We start from the raw sequence: 18,335 nt of genomic DNA on the forward strand, positions 1-18,335 counted from the left end.
AGGACGCCGATCCCGGCGGAGGCTGCTACGGTCGGCGCTTCACAGGCGCAGCAAGGCAACGTAACGCTGCAATCCATAGCGGCGTGATGGCGCGGGCCATCAGAGGGGCGACAAGATGAAGATACGATCCGTAGCGGCGGGCGGCGCGATTGCCCTGGGTCTGGCCCTGACCGCCTTGGTCGCGCCAACGGCGTTTGCTGCTCAACCAATGGCGATCGCTCAGTCCGAGGCTGCGCCCGATGCGTCGGGACCGAGGGCGACGCTTAACATCGTTGCGGGCGAGTTGCCGCGACAGGAGAAGCGTGATCTCGACCTGGTCGAACGCGCCATGCGGGACATGCAGACGCGCGGTTTCGTCGGCTTGGACCGGCATCTTCCGGCCTTGCGACGCGCCCTCGACGGCGCCCCGGCCGCCTATCCGCAGATGGAGCAGCGGGCCAAGGGCGAGTGGATCATCCGCTCCGACGACCTCGGCGAGACCATGGTGCTGGCGACCGTCGTCCAGTCGATGGCGGGGGGCGACGGCGTCGGGGCCATGACGGTGCGACGACAGCCGAACGTCTATCCCCTCATCGCCTTGATCCTCGGCAGCGAAGCCGTTGAGCGCGGACGCTTCGACGACGCCGTGGCGGTCCTCGACCGTGGCCTGGCCTTGCAGGGCGACGACTGGATGCTGCTGAAGGAAAAGGCGTCGGCCCTTCAATCCGGCGGGCGTCATGACGAGGCTCTGGCGGTTCTGGATCAGGCCCTGGCGTCGGCCTCGCTGCGTATCGTGATGAACGCCGGGCCGCTGCATCGCGGGCGTGGCTTCAGCCTGATCGAACAGGGCCGCCTCAAGGAAGCCCGCGCGGCCTATGACGAGGCGCTGAAGCTGGACCCGGAAGACGGGCACGCCAGGCGGCAGCTCGCCTACATCGACGGCCTGGAGGCCGGTCAGCCCGCTGTTGCGGGCAGCGTCATCCTGCCGCCCGCGAACTAGGGACGGATCAGCCCCGCACCAGCCGCAGGAACTCCTCGCGGGTGCGGGGGTCTTCGCGGACGACGCCCAGCAGGCAACTGGTGGACAGGCTGGCGCCGGGGACGTCGACGCCGCGCATGGTCATGCAGCTGTGCTCAGCCTCGATGACCACGCCGACGCCGTGGGGGCGCAGCACGTCCTGGATGGCGCCGGCGATGTCGGATGTCATCTTTTCCTGGATCTGCAGGCGCCGGGCAAAGCCGCGCACCACGCGGGCCAGCTTGGAGATGCCGACCACGCGATCCGTCGGCAGGTAGCCGACGTGGGCCACGCCGACGACCGGCAGCATGTGGTGTTCACAGAAGCTGACGAAGCGGATGTTCTTCAGCACGACCAGTTCGTCGTAGCCCCCGACCTCCTCGAAGGTCTTCTCCAGATATTCGCGCGGCTCGACCTCATAGCCCTGGAACAGCTCGCGATAGGACTTGGCCACCCGCTTGGGTGTTTCCACCAGACCCTCGCGGTCGGGATTGTCGCCCGCCCACTGGATCAGGGTGCGAACGGCGGCTTCGGCTTCGGCCTGCGAGACGGAGGGTTTGTGCGCGTGGTCGGTCATGGCTTGTCCATATAGCCGGACGGGCCGATCAATCCAGCCGTCAGATGGGCGATGGGGCGAAACGGACGTGCGCAGGTGCGGGCAACCGCGAAGTGCGGCCCTGCTTTCCTCCCCATTTTATGGGGAGGGGGACCACGCAGTGGTGGAGGGGGCGGCGCGACGGCAACCGTTCAAAGGCGCGTCTTCATGTGACCGCGGCGTTGCCCCCTCCGTCCCGTCCGCTGTCGCGGCCGAGCCACCTCCCCATGGAATGGGGAGGAAAGTTTGGAGGTAAACGCCCTGTTAACCATCCTGTCGGCATTTTCTGCCGAGTTCCCGGGAGTGGTGATGAGCGGCGCGGAAGTTCTGGATATTGGCCGTGACGCCATCTGGCTGACGATCCAGCTGTGCGCCCCTGTGCTCGTGGTCGGTCTGGTGGTCGGCGTGGTCATCGGCCTGTTTCAGGCCCTGACGCAGATTCAGGAACAGACCCTGATCTATGCGCCCAAGATCATCGCCATCTTTGTCTCCCTGCTGCTGTTCCTGCCGCTGATGGGGGCGCTGCTGGGCGGCTTCATGCGCGAGATCGCCGCCCGCATCGCCGGGATGTAGGTCGCACGTGGAATCCTACGCCACCGCCGAACAGATCTGGGCCGGCGGCCTGATCTTCGCGCGCGTCGGCGCGATCCTGATGACCATTCCCGGCATTGGCGAAAGCTATGTGCCGCCGCGCGTGCGTCTGTCGCTGGCCCTGTTGCTGTCGCTGGTGATGTGGCCCCTGGTGGCCGGGACCCTGCCGGCCCTGCCGCCGACCCTGGGCGGCATGGTCGGCTGGATCATCCGCGAAGTGGCGACGGGTCTGGCCATCGGCGTCATCCTGCGCAGCTTCATGACGGCCCTGGTCACGGCGGGCGAGATCATCTCGCAGCAGACCACCCTGGGGTTCGCCCAGACGGCCAACCCCTTGCAGGCCTCGCCCGGTTCGACCCTGTCGGCCTTTTTGATGCTGTTGGGGGTGACGCTGATCTTCGCCACCAACACTCACCATCTGTTCATCGCCGGCATCCTGGGCTCCTACGAAGCCATCTCTCCGGCCAAGCCGATGATCGCGCCCGACTTCGCCGCCCTGGCGGTTCGAACCCTGAGCGAGAGCTTCATGCTGGGGGTCCAGTTGTCGGCGCCGGTGCTGGTCTTCGCCCTGATCTTCAACCTGGCGTCTGGCCTGATCGCGCGGGTCATGCCGGCCTTTCAGGTCTATTTCGCCGCCGCCCCGCTCAGCGTGCTTCTGGGCCTTTCGATCTTCGCGCTGAGTCTGGGCGTGATGGGGACCATCTTCATCGACCGCTATCGCGCCCTGGCGCGGGTGTTCACGGGAGGGAGCCTTGGCTGAAGGTTCCGATCCCGAGTCGAAAACCGAAGAGGCCACCCCGCGAAAGCTTGAGGAGGCCCGAAAAAAGGGTGACGTCGCCAAGTCGCCGGATGTGGCGGCGGCCATGTCCCTGGCGGGGGCGACGGCGGTTCTGCTGGTCGGCGGCGGCTATTTCTCGCGTCAGATGGCCGAGGATATGCTGCCCTTTCTGGCCGAGCCTCACGCCATGATGGGCGGTCTGCAAGCCGGGGCCGGGGTCGAGATCGGCATGCGCGCCGTCTGGGCCGTGACGCCCTTTCTGGCGGCCCTGATGCTGGCGGTCATCATCGGCGGCGTGGGCGGCAATCTGGCCCAGTCGGGCTTCCTGTTCACCACCGAGAAGATCAAGCCCAAGTGGTCGGCGGTCAGCCCCCTGTCGGGCTTCAAACGCATCTTCGGCCCGGACGGCATCGTCCAGTTCATCAAGACCTTCCTCAAACTGGTGGCCATCGGCGCGGTCTGCTGGTGGGTGCTCAAACCGCACACGCGCGAGCTGGAAAACCTGGCCGCCATGAGCCCGGCCCTGATCCTGCCCTTCGCGCGGGACCTGGCGGCGGCGCTGATGATCTCGGCCCTGATCTTCCTGGCCTTCACCGCCGGGGCCGACTTCATCTGGCAGAAGTTCCGCTTCGCCAAGCGGATGCGGATGACCAAGGAAGAGACCAAGGAAGACTACAAGCAGACCGAGGGCGACCCGCATATTAAGGGCAAGCTGCGCCAGATCCGCATGCAGCGCAGCCGCCAGCGCATGATGCAGGCCGTGCCCGGCGCCACCGTGGTGATCACCAACCCGACCCACTACTCGGTGGCCCTGCGCTATGAGCCCGATCAGGGTGACGGCGCCCCCATCTGCGTCGCCAAGGGCGTGGACGCGGTGGCCCTGCGCATCCGCGAACTGGCCAAGGAGAGCGGCGTCCCGGTGGTCGAGAACGTGCCCCTGGCCCGCGCCCTCTATGCGACGGTCGAGGTGGACGAGGTTATCCCGCGCGAACACTTCGAGGCCGCGGCCAAGGTGATCGGCTTCGTCATGCAGGGACGGAAGCGGCGGTGAGGGGCGAAGGCGCAGGCCGGGCTTTCCTCCCCATGGAATGGGGAGGAAAGGTTTGTCCCGTTATGGCGCAGGCCAGAGCTCCGATATGCTGACCACCACTGATTCGCGCGGGCAGGACGCCATGACGATTTCCCGGCCGAAAGCGGCGGCGACGCGCCGTCCGACCTTTGATCCCCTGCTGGTGGTGATGGCGCTTGGCTTCGCCCTGGCGGTTGCGGCCATGGTCTATCCGGCGTTCCGCGCCAATGCCATGACGGCGCCGGGGCTGATCCTGATCTTCGCGGCGGGGGCGACAGCCCTGATCTGGCTGTTCGCCTTCGGACGCGCCGAGGTGCGCCGCGCCCACGGCGACACGGCGGTCGAGATGCTGGACGCGATGGCCGAGCCGGCCGCCCTGGTCTGGCCGTCCGGTCAGGTCCTGGCCTACAACGGCGCCTGGGCCGACGAGAACGGCGCCGTCACCGCCCTTCCGCGCGGCAAGTCGGCCCAGGCCCTCTACATGGCCTTCGCCCAGGCCCGCGAAGGCCATCAGGGCCGCGCCATCGTCCAGATCGGCGCGCGCGAGATCGAGGTCCTGATCGGCCAGGCGGGGCAGGGGCGTTTCCTGGTCCGCGCCGCCCCCGACGCCGTCCTGCCGGTGCCGCAGACCGCGCCCGTGGTCGCCCCCGCCAAGGTCAGCGGCGAGGCCCGCGCCATGGCCGCCGGCGCGCCTTTCGGGTCCACGGTCATCGCCGGCGACGACCTGTTCGCGGGCCGGGCCGAGGATTCCAACGCCGCGCTCGCCGTCCTGACCGGCCCCGCCGCCTCGGGCGACGCCGCCTTCGGCCACCTGTTCGACCTGGCGGGCGTGACCGAGGCCAGGACCAAGCTGGAGGCTGGGTCTTCCGGCCCGATCGAGCTGGTGGCCCGCGCCTATCCCGACCGCCACCTGCACCTCTATGTCGCCCCCGAAGGCGACAAGCGCCGCGTCTGGCTGTTCGACGTCTCGTCGCAGAAGTCGATGGAGCTGCAGCTGTCGCAGGCCCAGAAGATGCAGGCCGTGGGCCAGCTGGCCGGCGGCGTGGCGCACGACTTCAACAACCTGCTGACCGCCATCCAGATGCAGCTGTCCGAGCTGCTGGAACGCCACCCGGTCGGCGACCCCTCCTATGACGGCCTGAACCAGATTCGCCAGACCGGCATCCGCGCCGCCGATCTGGTGCGCAAGCTGCTGGCCTTCTCGCGCAAGTCCACGGTGCGGCGCGAGCGGCTGGACCTCGGCGAACTGGTCGGCGAGTTCGCCGTTCTGCTGCGCCGCCTGCTGCGCGAGGACGTGCGGCTGGAAACCGACTACGGCCGCGACATGCCCCTGGTCCTGGCCGACAAGAGCCAGCTGGAAACCGCCGTCATGAACCTGGCGGTCAACGCCCGCGACGCCATGCGCGGCGTGGTCGAGCCGGGCGCGGGCGTGGTCACGATTCGAACCCGCCGCCTGACCGAGGGGCAAGCCCGCGACATGGGCTGGCGCGAGGCCAAGGGCGAGGTCGCCCTGATCGAGGTGTCCGACACCGGCCCCGGCGTGCCGCCCGAACTGGTCGACAAGATCTTCGAGCCCTTCTTCACCACCAAGGCGGTTAACGAAGGCACCGGCATGGGCCTGGCCACCGTCTATGGCATCGTCCAGCAGGCGGGCGGCCACATCAGCGTCTCGAACCTGGAGGGAGCCGGCGCCGCCTTCCGCATCTTCCTGCCCGCCGCCTCGGCCGAGGAACTGGTCGCCGCCCCCGTGGTCGAGAAGGTGGTCAAGGCCGCGCCGCGCGACCTGTCGGGCGCGGGCCGCATCCTGTTCGTCGAGGACGAGGCCGCCGTGCGCGGCATCGCCGCCCGCCTGCTGCGCCAGCGCGGCTATGAGGTGATCGAGGCCTGCGACGGCGAGGAGGCCCTGATCCTGGCTGAGGAATGGGCCGGTCAGATCGACATGATGATCTCCGACGTCATCATGCCGGGGCTGGACGGCCCGTCCCTGCTGCGCAAGGCCCGGCCCTTCCTCGGCGACGCCCCGGTCATGTTCATTTCGGGCTATGCCGAGAGCGACTTCTCGGACCTGTTGCAGGACGAAACGGGCGTCTCCTTCCTGCCCAAGCCCCTGGACATCAAGACCCTGGCCGAGCGCGTGAAGCAGGAACTTCACGCGGGCTAAGCCTTCACCGCCGTCATCCCGGGGCTGCGCCGCAGAACCCAGGACCCAGGCGCAGGATCACAGGCGCCGTCCCGGCAAGAGCCGGCGCCTGGGTCCCGGCTCTTCGCTTCGCTTCGGCCGGGATGACGGCAGGGGAAGGCTCGGGCGCGAGAGTCCGCTTTTGAGCCGGAAGCCAATGTCCGCAATCGACCCATAGCGGACATCAAGGCCATCTGGTTATGGTGCCCGCAACGCTGGCAGAAAGACTGCTGAGCCTGCTGTCATTGTAAGAAAGGACGTTCGGCATATGAGAGGCCTCGGTATCCTTACATTGCCACTGGTTCTGGTTGCTTGCTCTCCAGAGGAAAGTGTCGAGGCTCCGCAAGCGCAGGAAGGGTTTCGGGGGGAGACGATCGTCTTCAAGTCAAACATGAACCCGTCTGTAGTAGCTTTGCACTTGGATGCAGGTGCCTACCGGAACTACGGCGATGTGTCGGAGGTCGGGGGATACTCCGATATTGGAGACAACTTGGCCCCGTGCGGGGAGGGCATGGCAAAATGTGTAACATTTTCAGGTCTCTACATCATGGCGCCGCCGTCGACCGGAGAAGAATGGCATTTTGGCGGATACGACTTCCAGCTTGAGGCTGACGGCGCGAATAGAGATGATCAGGTCGTCGTCGCGTCCCAAAACGGCGAGGAGAGCTATTCCTACAGCTACCGTACACGGTGCGGTGTCAGGTGGATTAACTTCGCTGCGGGTAGGAAAGGCGGCAAGGAAGTGTTTTACCCTGTAGGGCGCTCACTATTTTCACAGTCGGTCTGTACGCCCTCTATCGGGGGCTGATGGTCTATCACCCTGCGGGCGGCTTCTGCCGAACAACGGGGATACTTCGAAGTAGTGAGGCCGCTTTCCACCCCTAGCGGACATTCGCCGCTGCCGCATTGCGACGACAGTGTGCGGGCTATCCTCCTTTCCTCCCCATTTCATGGGGAGGGGGACCACGGAGTGGTGGAGGGGGCGACGCGACGTTGAATGTTGAGGCGCAGATTGGACGGGGCGGCGTCGCCCCCTCCGTCACGGCGCTCTCGCGCCGCGCCACCTCCCCATCGCTGCGCGACAGGGAGGAAAGCGATCACTTCGCCCGACTAGGCGTCGCCGCCGGTCCGGGTGTGCTCCACGGTTGTCGTGGTTTCGCCGTTGGGCTGGGTGGTCGTGGTGGTGGTCGTCGTCGTGGTCCGTTCCCACAGGGGGCAGTTTATCGTCGAGCCGCCGCCGGGCTGTGGCGTGGTTCGGCATTGCGGGCCAGCGGCGGCTGAACGCACCGTCTCCGCAGGACCGGCGGCGCAGGCGAACAGGGTCAGGCCGCTCACCAGGACGGCGGCCGCAATGGCGCAAGATTTCAGCATGGCGATGTTCCCCGCAGCTCCGATTTTCATCAGTCTGCCTGACCCGGCGCGTCGCGCAAGCGCCAGCTCCGCCATGCGGTCGGCCGCCTACACCCTCACGTCAAAATGGCGCGGTTCGCCGTCGCGGCGTTCGCGGGCGGCCTCGTGCAGGGTGTCGGCCAGGTCGAGCAGGTGGTGGCGGCGCAGGCGCGGGATGATCTCCAGCAGTTGCAGCCTCAGGGTCTCGGCTTCGGCGTCGCTGAGCGGCGCCGTTGGGCGGGCGGATCGGGCAGGCACGGCGATCCTCCATCAGAGCGCCTCGGGGGAGGCGAGACAGCCTCTGAAAACGGCTGTTTCGCCGTTCCGGTTCCAGAACGTGTCATATCGAGCGAAAAACTGAACAAACTCCGCCGTAAAGGCTTGGGTCTTTCGTGCGCCGCCCTAGATAGGGGCCAGACGAATCATAACCCGGAAGAGGAACCTCCCATGGCCTTCACCCTGCCCCCGCTGCCCTACGCCTATGACGCGCTGGAGCCGGCCATCGACAAGGAGACGATGACCTTCCACCACGACAAGCACCACCAGACCTATGTCGACAACCTGAACAAGGCCGTGGACGCCGACGCCTCGCTGCAGGGCAAGTCGCTGGAAGAGCTGTTCGCCGAGATGTCGAAGCTGCCCAAGGCGGTTCGCAACAACGGCGGCGGTCACTGGAACCACAGCCTGTTCTGGGAACTGCTGGCCCCCGCCGATCAGGCCGGCGAGCCCTCGGCTGAGCTGGCCGCCAAGATCGACGCCGAACTGGGCGGTCTGGACAAGTTCAAGGCTGACTTCGACGCCGCCGGCGCCGGCCAGTTCGGCTCGGGCTGGGCTTGGCTGATCCTTCAGGACGGCAAGCTGAAGGTCACTTCGACCCCGAACCAGGACAACCCGCTGATGGACGTGGCCGACGAGAAGGGCGCTGTCCTTCTGGCCGCCGACGTCTGGGAGCACGCCTATTACCTCAAGTACCAGAACCGCCGCGTTGACTACCTCAAGGCCTTCTGGTCGGTGGTGAACTGGAACAAGGTCAACGAACTGTACGAAGCCGCCAAGGGCTGAAACGCCCGCGCAGCTTGACTCCGGGAGGGCGGGCCTTCATAAGCCCGCCCTTCTCGCATCGGGTTTCGACCCGAGGCGCGAACTGACTACGGACGATGCGTGGACCGCCGTTGAGATCGCCGCTCCAATCGGGGAGGGGCCGGGCCGCATCAGCATGAAGAGTGACTTATGTCCAAGCGCCATAGCGCCAAGTACAAACTCGATCGGGTCATGGGTGAAAACCTGTGGGGCCGCGCGAAATCGCCGGTTAACAAGCGCTCGTACGGCCCCGGCCAGCACGGTCAGCGCCGCAAGTCGAAAGTCTCGGACTTCGGCCTGCAGCTGAAGGCCAAGCAGAAGCTCAAGGGCTACTACGGCAACATCACCGAGAAGCAATTCTCGGCCATCTACGACGAAGCCGGTCGTCGTAAGGGCAACACCTCGGAAAACCTGATCGGTCTGCTGGAATCGCGTCTGGACGCCATCGTCTACCGCGCCAAGTTCGTCCCGACCGTCTGGGCCGCTCGCCAGTTCGTCAGCCACGGCCACGTGACCGTCGACGGCAAGAAGGTCGACATCGGTTCGTACCGCGTCAAGCCGGGCCAGGTCATCGAGGTCAAGGAAAAGTCGCGCAACATGGCTCTGGTGCTCGAAGCCCAGCAGTCGTCGGAACGCGATGTGCCTGACTACCTGGAACAGGGCGACCGTGGTTTCTCGGTCCGCTACGTGCGCGTGCCGGAACTGTCGGACGTGCCGTATCCGGTCAAGATGGAACCGAACCTGGTCGTCGAATACTACTCGTCCTGATTTCAGGCGATCGACGATAGAGTTGATGGAAGCCCCGGTGCGAACCGGGGCTTCTTTCTTATTCAGCATCCGCTGTTCCCTTGGGGAAGGAAGCAGCGCATTCTGACCGGGCGAACATGGTCCGCCCTGGAAGGCCGAGATGAGACGAACCTTCGCCCTTTGCGCCGTCGCGGCCGCCGTCCTTGGGACGGGGGGCTGCGCCGTGACCGGCGAACCGGCCGTGCCCACCGCCGGCATGCCGGGCCAGTTGGAGCCGATCCACGCCGCCGCCTTCACGCGCGATACGGCGGTCTTCTGGGTCAGCTCGAACGGTTGCACCAGCAAGGCGGACGTCAAACCCTTCATCACCCGCCTGCGCGACAGCACGGTCATCACCCTGCGCCGGGTGGACGAGGACCGTTGCACCGACATCAAGTCCGAAGGCGTTCAACTGCAATGGTCGTTCGAGGAGCTGGGTCTGGAGCCTGGCGCCGCAGTGTCGGTCAACAACCCCTATATGATGCGTCAGGACGACAAGCCGAACCGCGGGTCCTGACCTAGTCTTCAATGGCAAGGCTTTGTTAGCCATGTCGAACGACGGCGGATTAAGGAATGATCGGCTAGGGACATCATCCCCCTAACGCATTCCGTCGGTTTCCATGCGTATCGTTGACTGCCTGACCAACGCCCATAACCTGGCGTTGGTCGCCCTGGCCGCCCTGATCTGTGTCCTGGGCAGCTGGATTACAGTAAGCTTGCTGAAACGGGTTCGCAGCACGCGGACCGGAACGCGCGCCGCCTGGGTCTTCCTGGGCTCGGTCGCCGGCGGCGCCACGGTCTGGTGCACCCACTTCGTCGCCATGATCGCCTATGAGCCGGGCGTCCAGGTCACCTATGAACCCGGATTGACGGGCCTGTCCCTGTTTGTCGCTATTGCGGGCAGCGGGGCGGCGTTGATTATGGGCGCGCAGCGGTTCAACGGAGCGGCCCTGGTCGGGGGCGCGCTGTTCGGAATGGCGGTGGCGGGGATGCATTTCATCGGCATGGCGGCCTTTGCGGTCGACGCCGTGATCCAGTGGTCCACCCCCTATGTCGTGGCTTCCGTGGCAGGCTCGGTGGTGTTCGGCGCGGCGGCTTTCAAGGCCGAGAAGCTGTCCACGACGGCCCGCAACAGCTGGCTGGCGGTTGTGCTGATGGTTCTGGGCATCGTCGTCCTGCACTTCACCGCCATGTCGGCCATGACCATCCTGCCTTTCGCCCCCCAGGACGGGGTCCTGACCGGCGACGACGCGCGTCAGGCCATCGCCATCGGCGTGGCGGGCGTGGGTCTGCTGGTCCTTGGCGCCGGCGCCGCCAGCTATGCTCTGGACACCCAATCGCGCAGCCAGGCTGAAATCCGGCTGCAGCACCTGATCGAAGGCGGCGTGGACGGCATGGCGGTCGAGCGCGACGGCGTCATCGTCGGCGCCAACAGCGCCCTGTTGAAGCTGGTCGGCGTCGAGCGCCAGGCCCTGCTCGGCCAGAAGCTGTCACGCTGGGTCGAGGACGTGGCTCGTCTGGCCGACGGCGACATGGTGCAGTCGTCGCTGACCACCGCCGAGGACGAGGTCCTGCCGATCGAGCTGGCGGCCAAGCGCGACCATGCCAGCGAGGGCGAGGTCATGATCTACGCTGTCCGCGATCTGCGCGCGCGTCAGGCCCAGGAGCGCCGCATCGCCCACCTGGCCCGCAACGACAGCCTGACCGGCCTGCCGAACCGCGCCTCCTTCCTGGAACGCCTGACGCGTCAGACCGACACCATCAAGCCGGGCGCGACCCTGGCCCTGTTCGCCCTGGACCTGAACCGCTTCAAGGAGGTCAACGACCTCTACGGCCACGCGGTCGGCGACCAACTGCTGTGCCGCATCTCGGACCATCTGCGCGAAGTCCTGCATGAGGGCGAGTTCATCGCGCGCCAGGGCGGCGACGAGTTCGTGGCCATGGCCGAGGTGTCGTCGCGCGCCGAGGCCGAGGCCGTGGCCAGGCGCCTGCGCGCCGCCGTCATCCGGCCGGTCACCATCGACCACGCCGATCTCGCCTGCGGCGCCAGCATCGGCGTCTCGCTGTGGCCTGAGGACGCCGACAATCTGTCGACCCTGATCAACAACGCCGACCTGGCCATGTATCGCGCCAAGGCCTCGCTGACCCAGGACATCTGCTTCTACGAAGCGGACATGGACCAGGCCGTCCGCGCCCGCCGTCGCGTCACCCAGGCCCTGCGCGAGGCCATGGATAACCAGCGGTTCGAGCTGCACTATCAGGTCCAGGCCTCGGTTCAGACCGGCAAGGCGACGGGCTATGAGGTCCTGCTGCGCTGGAAGGACGAGGACGGCCGTTACATCCCTCCGTCGGACTTCATCCCGGTGGCCGAGGAGACGGGCCTGATCCTGCCGATCGGCGAGTGGGTCCTGCGTCAGGCCTGCAAGCAGGCCGCCACCTGGGACGAACCGCACAAGATCGCGGTCAACCTCTCGCCGGTGCAACTGGGCCATGTGGACCTGCCGCGCCTGGTGCAGCAGGTGCTGCAGGAGACCGGTCTGGACGCCACGCGTCTGGAACTGGAAATCACCGAGACGGCCATGATCAGCGACATGGAGCGCACCACCCACGTCCTGCGTCAGCTCAAGGATCTGGGCGTCACCATCGCCATGGACGACTTCGGCACCGGCTATTCCTCGCTATCGACCCTGCGGGCCTTCCCCTTCGACAAGATCAAGCTGGACCGGTCCTTCATGACCGAGCTGGACGGCGACCAGCCCCAGTCGCAGGCCATCATCCGCGCCGTTCTGACCATCGGAGAAAGCCTGTCGATCCCGGTGCTGGCCGAGGGCGTGGAAACCGCCGAGCAGTTGGCCTTCCTGCGCGCCCAGGGCTGCAACGAGGTTCAAGGCTATCTGCTGGGGCGGCCCCAGCCCGAAGCCGACGCCCTGTCGAACGGGGCCGCTGTCGTGGCCAACCTGCCGGACGCTCAACTCGCCGAGGTTCGCGCCGCCGCATAGCCCGGCCAGTGCGCTGCGCCCGCCCGTTCGTACTGGACGGGCAGGGCTTCTGGCTGACCCAGGGCCACGGCGGCGTGATGGCCCCAGTTGGGGTCGTCCAGCACGGCGCGGGCGACCGCGATCAGGTCGGTCTTGCCCGCAGCCAGCAGGTCCTCGGCCTGTTGCGGGGTGACGATCATGCCGACCGCCATGACATTGGCCTCGGGGACCGCCGCCTTGACGGCCTCGGCGAAGGCGACCTGATAGCCGGGTTCGGCCCCAGGGATGCGGGCCGTGGCGACATTGCCGCCGCTGGTCAGGTGCAGATAGTCATAGCCCATGGCGTGCAGGGCCTGACCGAAGACGGCGGCCTCGTCCGGCGTAATCCCGCCCTCGGTCCAGTCCGAGCCGTTGAAACGCACGCCGAGCGCCTTGGTGCGGGGCCAGGCGTCGCGCAGGGCCTGGGCCACCCGCAGCGGGAAGCGCATCCGGTTCTCCAGCGACCCGCCGTATTCGTCGGTTCGTTCGTTCGACAGCGGCGACAGGAACTGGGTCAGAAGATAGCCGTGGGCGGCGTGCAGTTCGACCAGGTCGAACCCGGCCCGATCGGCGCGCCGGGCGGAATCGACAAAGGCTTCGACCACCCGGTCCATGCCCGCGGCGTCCAGCGCGCTCGGCGTGTGCCAGTCGGCCTTGAAGGCCTGGGCTGAGGCGGAAAACGTCTCCCACGCCTTGTCGGCGGGAGCGGGGCCGCCTCGGTCGATCCACGGCGGATTGGTCGAGGCCTTGCGCCCTGCATGGGCCAGTTGGACCCCGATCGGCGTGTCGGAATAGGTGCGGATGTCGCGAATGATCCTGGCGAAGGCGGCTTCCTGCTCATCGTTCCACAGGCCGGTGTCGGCCCAGGAAATGCGGCCCGCCGCCTCGACGCCCGTGGCCTCGATCACCACCAGGCCCGCGCCCGACAGGGCCAGGCGGGCGATGTGCTGGGCGTGCCAGGGTTGGGGCACGCCGTCCACGGCGGAATACTGGCACATGGGGGCGACGACGATGCGGTTCTTCAACGTCAGCGGCCCGACGGCGCGCGGGGTGAACAGCAGGCTCATGCTTGGGTCATCCTATGGTCCCGGGGAGGCGGGTCACAGTAGCTATGACTGTGGCGGTTCCGTTCAAGCCCCGCCTTTCCGATTATTCACGTGATCTGGAACGGCGACGCTGGCAGTTTCCAGCCAGCAAAGAAGGGGAACACCTATGCGCCGTATCATCATCGCTCTCGCCGTCGCCGCCATCGCCGCGCCCATGCTGTCGGGCTGCATCATCATCGCCAGCGACAAGCCGACCACCCGCGTCATCCACTCGACCCCGGCCGAGGCCAACTGATGCGCCAGGCCTCCATCAGGGCAGCCGTCGCGGCCGTCGCCCTGCTGCCGCTGCTGGGCGGCTGCGTCATCTATTCGAACGATGGCGGGGAGCGGAAGGTCAACATCAACTCCGCCAGCCAGGCTTCGGCTCAGACTGAAGCCCTGGAAGCCGTCCGCAAGGTCGATTTCGACGGCCAGCGCCTGACCGTGGTGGTCGGCTCCAACGGTTGCACCGAGGCGTCCAGCTTCGAGGTCAAGATCAAGGACGACGAGCCGGCTGAACTCAGCCTCATCCGTCGCGCCCCGGACCTGTGCAAGGCGATCGTCCGCGAAGGCGTCGCCGTCAGTTGGACCTACGCCGAACTGGGCCTGAACACCGGCCAGCACGTCCGCGTGCTGAACCCGATCAGCCTGTAGGCCTATCGAAGTCTTTCCTCCCCACTTTGTGGGGAGGGGGACCGCGAAGCGGTGGAGGGGGCGGCGCTAGGCCTTCCGTGTAAACGCCGCATCTCGGATCGCGTTCAGAACGCCTTCCACATCGTCCCGCACGTCGCAGGAAGCGACGCGCAGAACGGACACTTCCTGTAACGCCAGCCAAGTCGTCCGCCGTTCATCATGGCGAGCCTGATCGGGGTCGCCGTGGATCATGCCATCGACTTCCACGGCGAGGTTCCGTTCGGCGCAATAGAAGTCGAGGATATAGGGGCCGATCGGGTGCTGTCGTCGGAACTTCAGTCCCTCCAGCTTGCGCCCTTTCAACTGAGTCCAAAGTTGCGCTTCTGGCGGCGTGAGTGCGCGTCGCATATGACGCGCGTGTTCGTGACTTATGCTGTCGGCCATTGCGCCGCCCCCTCCACCACTTCGTGGTCCCCCTCCCCATTGCTGCGCAACAGGGAGGAAAGGGCAAGAGCTTACGCCGAAAACGGCCCCAGCATTTCTGCGGGGATGCGGGCGGGGCGCAGGGTGGCGGCGTCGACCAGGCACCATTCCGACAGCCCTTGCGCGCACAGGCGGCCTTCGGCGTCCTCGATGCGGACATAGCGGTTGAAGCGCGGGCCTTGCGGCTCGCCGACCCAGGTGCGGGCGACGACGCCGGTCGCGCCCGGCGCGATGGCGCGCAGGTAGTCGATCTCGTGCCTCAGGGCGACCCAGGACCACTTCGCCCGCGTCGCCTCGTCGAAGCGCGCGTTCCAGTGGGCGGTGCCGACGTCCTGCAGCCAGCCGACATAGACCACGTTGTTGACGTGGTTGTTCTCGTCGATGTGTTCCGGCCGCACGTCCAGAGGGACGACGAAGACCTCGCGGTCCTCACGCGGTTGCAACTGCGGCCGGGCCATGGGGCTTAGGCCTCGCCGAGGGGCACGCCCTTCTCGACCATCAGGGCCTGCAGTTCGCCGGCCTGGAACATCTCACGCACGATGTCCGAACCACCGACGAACTCGCCCTTCACATAGAGCTGGGGAATGGTGGGCCAGTCGGTGAAGCTCTTGATGCCGTCGCGCAGGCTCTCGTCCTGAAGCACGTCGACGCCGACAAAGGCTGCGCCCACGTGGTCGAGGATCTGCACCGCCAGCGAGGAGAAGCCGCAGCGCGGCGCGTCCGGCGTGCCCTTCATGAACAGGACCACGTCATGCTCGGCCACGGTCTGGGCGATGAAGGCGTGGACGGGGTCGGCGGCGGCGTCAGCAGTCATTTGATCGGTCACGGTAAGGGGCCTTTCAGAGAAGCCCGTCAGCTAGGCGCCCAATGGGGCCGGGTCAAGGCCGCTGCGGCGTAAGGGCTCACACCGCCTCGGGCGCGCGGGCCAGACGCTCGGCGCGTTGGGCCAGGGCGGGGGCGCCGTATTCGCGCGCGGTGGCGGCGGCCTCGACCAGCATCAGGCCCAGATCATGGGGCGCTTGCCCCGTCCAGCGGGCGCGCGCCAGGGCGATGCGGGCCATGCCGATCTGATCCGCGGCCCAGTCCAGCGGCGTCGAGCTCACGGAGGGGCGAACCAGACGGCGGCGCAAGCCGGCCTCGATCTCCAGCAGGGCGGTCAGGTCGCCGACCGAGCCCGCCCGCGTCGTCTCCTGAGCCACACGACGTTCATGGGCCAGTGCGCCCAGGACCAGTCCGCCGCCCTCGGTCAGGGCCTCGGCCTGGACCAGCACCAGCAGGGGCAGGGTCTCGCGCTCGGCCCGCAGCACCTGGATGGCGGCCCAGTCCAGCGGGCTGTGGTCGGGGGTGAACTGGTCGGCGGCGGCGTCAAACAGGGCGTGGGCCTGATCACGCGCCAGAACATCGTCGGCGATGGCCGCCAGGGCCGCCATCCCGGCCGCGCACAGGGCCAGGGCGCGGGCGCGGCTGAGGGGGCGCTGTTCCGGCGCGGCGGCCTCGACCAGGGCGCGCAGGTCGGCGCCGGCCTGGTCGAGCATCCGGGGGTCGCGCGCGGCCAGGCCGGCTTCCAGCATCAGGGCGGCGCGGTCCAGCCGCAGGTCGTCTTCGACCGATCGCTGCTGACCTCTCAGACCGTGCAAGGCGGCGTCCAGCAGGGCGGCGGCCTCTTGAAGGGCGGAGGTCTCGCCCGCAATCGAGGCCTGACGCGCGCGCAGGCGGGCGTGCAGGGCGGCGACCGCCGCAGCGGTGTCGCCGCGTCGCGCGGGGGGCAGGGCGGCCAGCAGGGTCAGGATGGCGTCCAGCCGCGCGGGCTCGCCGCACAGGTCAAAGGCCAGCATCCCGGTCTGGGCCAGTTCCAGCGTGGCGCGGATGGTTTCATCGTCATTGTGGGCGTGGCGAGCGGCGTCGCGGGCGGCGGTTTCCGCCTTGTCCAGGCTGGTCGCGGCGCCGCTGCGACGGGCGTGTTCGCGCCACAGGGCTGAGGCGCGCAGCGCGGCGTCATGAGGGCGGGGGCAGGAGACGCGGCCGACGTCGACGCTCTGCTGGCGGGCCTCGACCTCGACCAGGCCGACCCCGACCAGTTCCAGCCAGCCGAGATCGTCGCTATCGCGCGCCTTCTCGAACAGCCGTCGCAGATCTCTGCCGAATTCGAACATCGCTGGCCTTCATCGTCCCGCTTCGGGATCGCAGGGGCGATCCTCCTTGCGGACAAGCAAACGCAGCGCCGCCCGAAGGGTTCGGCTTAACTATATCTGTGGAAAGCCGGAGGCCTGCGCCTAGCCCAGGCGCGGGGTCTTCTGGCGGCAGCGTTGCAGCACGGCGCGGGCGTCCGCCTCGCCCGCGGACAGGCGTTTCACCGAATCGAGGCGGGCTCGGGTCTGGTCGTTTTCGGCCACGGTCGGATCGCGTCCCGCTGCGGTCGCCGCCTGCATGGCCGCCAGCGACCAATAGAGGGCGGCGTCGTAGAGGGTGCGGCCATAGCGGCTCTCGCCGCCCTCCAGTTCCGACGCTGCCTGGGTCAGTCCGGCGCACCGCACCGCCTCGTCATAGGAGACGAGCCGGGTCGTCTGGGGCGGACCCAGAACCGCAAGCGCGGTGGTGACGACAGCGATGAACATCAAGAACTCCACGACGCCCCGAGGAGGAAAGGAGCCCGGCGCCGCATCTCCCTAGAGAACCACGGTCGTGTGTCGGATGAAAGACGCGTTCAGTAAAGCTTCAGGTTGCAGTCAGGGCGGGCTTGGGGCCGGGGGCATGACGCGTCCCTGATCGACCAGCCAGCGGACGAGGGCGCGCCGCGCTCGTGACGGCTCGCCTGCGCCAGGAATGGCCGCGACCGCCCCGTCGTCGGCGTTGAAGCCAAAGGGCGCCAGCAGCCGCCCGTCCGCGACCGCCTCTGACGCCAGGGCCCAGGGCAGGACCGCCGCGCCCCACCCCGACAGGGCCGCGTCCAGCGCGAAATGCAGGTGGGCGACCGGGCGTTCGGATGTGGCGGTCGAACGATGGCCGCTGAGCTCGGCCCAGTCCTTCCAGCCGCTGAGGTGGGTGCGGGCCACAAGGCGCGGCGCGTCCAGCAACGCCGCACGGGCGTCGTCGCCCGTCAGCGGCCCCATCAGAGAGGGGGCGATGACCGGGCCGACGGCGTTGGGGATGATCCGCTCGGCCTTCAGGGTCTTGATCCGTTCCGCGTCAAGCAGGCGCAGCACCACATCGGCGCCGCGATGACTGACCGCATGGGGCGGCAGTTCGACCAGATGCACCCGCACCTCGGGATGAAGCCGTCCGAAGTCGGCCAGGCGCGGGATCAGCCACTTGACCGACAGGCTGGCGTTGACGGCGACGTGCAGGTCCTGACCCTCGCCGCGTGCGCCCGCCACGGCGGCGGCGATGCCGTCAAAGGCGGCGGTCAGGCCGGGCAGGAGGTCGCGCCCCGCCGGGGTCAGCTTCAGGGCGTGGCGCGGGCCCTCGAACAGCCGCACCCCCATCTGGGCCTCCAGCGCCTTGACCTGACGGCTGACGGCGCTGTGGGTCACGTTCAACTCGGCCCCGGCCAGGGTGGCGCTGCCGGTCCGCGCCATGGCCTCGAACGCCCGCAGCGCGTTCAGCGAGGGCAGGGCGGCGCCAGGTGTGAGGTTTTGGAACATAGTCTAACCGAT

At 67.6% G+C, this 18,335-nt stretch carries 21 protein-coding genes; 11 read left to right on the forward strand and 10 right to left on the reverse strand.

Annotated elements, in window-relative coordinates; genetic code table 11:
* Nucleotides 1-115: 115 nt before the first annotated feature.
* Nucleotides 116-979, forward strand: a complete 864-nt coding sequence (locus CQ039_RS08255; RefSeq protein ID WP_105564068.1) for a tetratricopeptide repeat protein — start codon at nucleotides 116-118, stop codon at nucleotides 977-979.
* Between the two features lie 7 nt (nucleotides 980-986).
* On the opposite strand, the gene folE is transcribed toward CQ039_RS08255, so the two are convergent.
* Nucleotides 987-1,574, reverse strand: coding sequence for a GTP cyclohydrolase I FolE (gene folE, locus CQ039_RS08260; protein WP_105564069.1), 588 nt, complete (start codon nucleotides 1,572-1,574; stop codon nucleotides 987-989).
* A gap of 324 nt (nucleotides 1,575-1,898) precedes the next feature.
* Here folE and fliQ point away from each other — a divergent pair, with 324 nt between their 5' ends.
* The 4 genes from fliQ to cckA all read left to right on the forward strand — a co-directional run bounded on the left by fliQ (nucleotide 1,899) and on the right by cckA (nucleotide 6,191).
* Nucleotides 1,899-2,165 carry a flagellar biosynthesis protein FliQ gene (fliQ, locus tag CQ039_RS08265; RefSeq protein WP_199183609.1) on the forward strand — a complete coding sequence of 89 codons (267 nt, stop codon included), beginning with the start codon at nucleotides 1,899-1,901 and terminating at the stop codon, nucleotides 2,163-2,165.
* 7 nt (nucleotides 2,166-2,172) lie between these two features.
* Nucleotides 2,173-2,943 carry a flagellar biosynthetic protein FliR gene (gene fliR, locus CQ039_RS08270; RefSeq protein WP_105564071.1) on the forward strand — a complete coding sequence of 257 codons (771 nt, stop codon included), beginning with the start codon at nucleotides 2,173-2,175 and terminating at the stop codon, nucleotides 2,941-2,943.
* Nucleotides 2,936-4,012 carry a flagellar biosynthesis protein FlhB gene (flhB, locus tag CQ039_RS08275; RefSeq protein ID WP_105564072.1) on the forward strand — a complete coding sequence of 359 codons (1,077 nt, stop codon included), beginning with the start codon at nucleotides 2,936-2,938 and terminating at the stop codon, nucleotides 4,010-4,012. Before fliR ends, flhB begins: the two co-directional genes overlap by 8 nt.
* Nucleotides 4,013-4,133: 121 nt before the next feature.
* Nucleotides 4,134-6,191 carry a cell cycle histidine kinase CckA gene (gene cckA / locus CQ039_RS08280; protein ID WP_199183608.1) on the forward strand — a complete coding sequence of 686 codons (2,058 nt, stop codon included), beginning with the start codon at nucleotides 4,134-4,136 and terminating at the stop codon, nucleotides 6,189-6,191.
* 1,128 nt (nucleotides 6,192-7,319) lie between these two features.
* Here the strand turns inward: cckA and CQ039_RS08285 are convergent.
* Nucleotides 7,320-7,610 (reverse strand): hypothetical protein, encoded by a 291-nt coding sequence (locus CQ039_RS08285; RefSeq protein ID WP_105564073.1) that lies wholly within the window; start codon nucleotides 7,608-7,610, stop codon nucleotides 7,320-7,322.
* Between the two features lie 57 nt (nucleotides 7,611-7,667).
* Nucleotides 7,668-7,856 (reverse strand): hypothetical protein, encoded by a 189-nt coding sequence (locus tag CQ039_RS08290; protein WP_105564074.1) that lies wholly within the window; start codon nucleotides 7,854-7,856, stop codon nucleotides 7,668-7,670.
* A gap of 189 nt (nucleotides 7,857-8,045) precedes the next feature.
* On the opposite strand from CQ039_RS08290, the gene CQ039_RS08295 reads away from it, so the two are divergent.
* The 4 genes from CQ039_RS08295 (at nucleotide 8,046) to CQ039_RS08310 (ending at nucleotide 12,463) form a co-directional block, all read left to right on the forward strand.
* Nucleotides 8,046-8,660, forward strand: coding sequence for a superoxide dismutase (locus CQ039_RS08295; RefSeq protein WP_105564075.1), 615 nt, complete (start codon nucleotides 8,046-8,048; stop codon nucleotides 8,658-8,660).
* Nucleotides 8,661-8,828: 168 nt separating this feature from the next.
* The gene (gene rpsD, locus CQ039_RS08300) at nucleotides 8,829-9,446 is read left to right on the forward strand and encodes a 30S ribosomal protein S4 (protein ID WP_105564076.1); all 618 of its coding nucleotides are present in this window, start codon (nucleotides 8,829-8,831) and stop codon (nucleotides 9,444-9,446) included.
* A gap of 139 nt (nucleotides 9,447-9,585) precedes the next feature.
* The gene (locus tag CQ039_RS08305) at nucleotides 9,586-9,981 is read left to right on the forward strand and encodes a hypothetical protein (protein ID WP_105564077.1); all 396 of its coding nucleotides are present in this window, start codon (nucleotides 9,586-9,588) and stop codon (nucleotides 9,979-9,981) included.
* Nucleotides 9,982-10,084: 103 nt separating this feature from the next.
* Complete coding sequence (locus CQ039_RS08310; RefSeq protein ID WP_105564078.1) at nucleotides 10,085-12,463, forward strand: EAL domain-containing protein; 2,379 nt, start codon at nucleotides 10,085-10,087, stop codon at nucleotides 12,461-12,463.
* On the opposite strand, the gene CQ039_RS08315 is transcribed toward CQ039_RS08310, so the two are convergent.
* The gene (locus CQ039_RS08315) at nucleotides 12,433-13,548 is read right to left on the reverse strand and encodes an NADH:flavin oxidoreductase/NADH oxidase (protein ID WP_105564079.1); all 1,116 of its coding nucleotides are present in this window, start codon (nucleotides 13,546-13,548) and stop codon (nucleotides 12,433-12,435) included. The two genes, CQ039_RS08310 and CQ039_RS08315, sit on opposite strands and share 31 nt — an antisense overlap.
* 145 nt (nucleotides 13,549-13,693) lie before the next feature.
* Here CQ039_RS08315 and CQ039_RS16885 point away from each other — a divergent pair, with 145 nt between their 5' ends.
* Both CQ039_RS16885 and CQ039_RS08320 read left to right on the forward strand, forming a co-directional pair.
* On the forward strand, nucleotides 13,694-13,822 hold the full coding sequence (locus tag CQ039_RS16885; RefSeq protein ID WP_255413109.1) for a hypothetical protein: 129 nt from the start codon (nucleotides 13,694-13,696) through the stop codon (nucleotides 13,820-13,822).
* The gene (locus CQ039_RS08320; protein WP_105564080.1) at nucleotides 13,822-14,220 is read left to right on the forward strand and encodes a hypothetical protein; all 399 of its coding nucleotides are present in this window, start codon (nucleotides 13,822-13,824) and stop codon (nucleotides 14,218-14,220) included. Before CQ039_RS16885 ends, CQ039_RS08320 begins: the two co-directional genes overlap by 1 nt.
* Nucleotides 14,221-14,286: 66 nt before the next feature.
* On the opposite strand, the gene CQ039_RS08325 is transcribed toward CQ039_RS08320, so the two are convergent.
* The 6 genes from CQ039_RS08325 to CQ039_RS08350 form a co-directional block, all read right to left on the reverse strand.
* Entirely contained in the window at nucleotides 14,287-14,643 is a 357-nt protein-coding gene (locus CQ039_RS08325) for an endonuclease domain-containing protein (protein WP_105564081.1), read from the reverse strand.
* 71 nt (nucleotides 14,644-14,714) lie between these two features.
* Complete coding sequence (locus CQ039_RS08330; protein ID WP_105564082.1) at nucleotides 14,715-15,140, reverse strand: thioesterase family protein; 426 nt, start codon at nucleotides 15,138-15,140, stop codon at nucleotides 14,715-14,717.
* Nucleotides 15,141-15,145: 5 nt separating this feature from the next.
* Nucleotides 15,146-15,496 (reverse strand): Grx4 family monothiol glutaredoxin, encoded by a 351-nt coding sequence (gene grxD, locus CQ039_RS08335; protein WP_105564108.1) that lies wholly within the window; start codon nucleotides 15,494-15,496, stop codon nucleotides 15,146-15,148.
* A gap of 88 nt (nucleotides 15,497-15,584) precedes the next feature.
* Nucleotides 15,585-16,835, reverse strand: coding sequence for a hypothetical protein (locus CQ039_RS08340; protein ID WP_105564083.1), 1,251 nt, complete (start codon nucleotides 16,833-16,835; stop codon nucleotides 15,585-15,587).
* Between the two features lie 120 nt (nucleotides 16,836-16,955).
* Entirely contained in the window at nucleotides 16,956-17,297 is a 342-nt protein-coding gene (locus CQ039_RS08345) for a hypothetical protein (protein WP_105564084.1), read from the reverse strand.
* 111 nt (nucleotides 17,298-17,408) lie between these two features.
* Nucleotides 17,409-18,323 (reverse strand): LysR family transcriptional regulator, encoded by a 915-nt coding sequence (locus CQ039_RS08350; RefSeq protein WP_105564085.1) that lies wholly within the window; start codon nucleotides 18,321-18,323, stop codon nucleotides 17,409-17,411.
* Nucleotides 18,324-18,335 lie beyond the last annotated feature (12 nt).

The organism is Brevundimonas sp. MYb52 (assembly GCF_002979535.1).
GTDB lineage: Bacteria > Pseudomonadota > Alphaproteobacteria > Caulobacterales > Caulobacteraceae > Brevundimonas.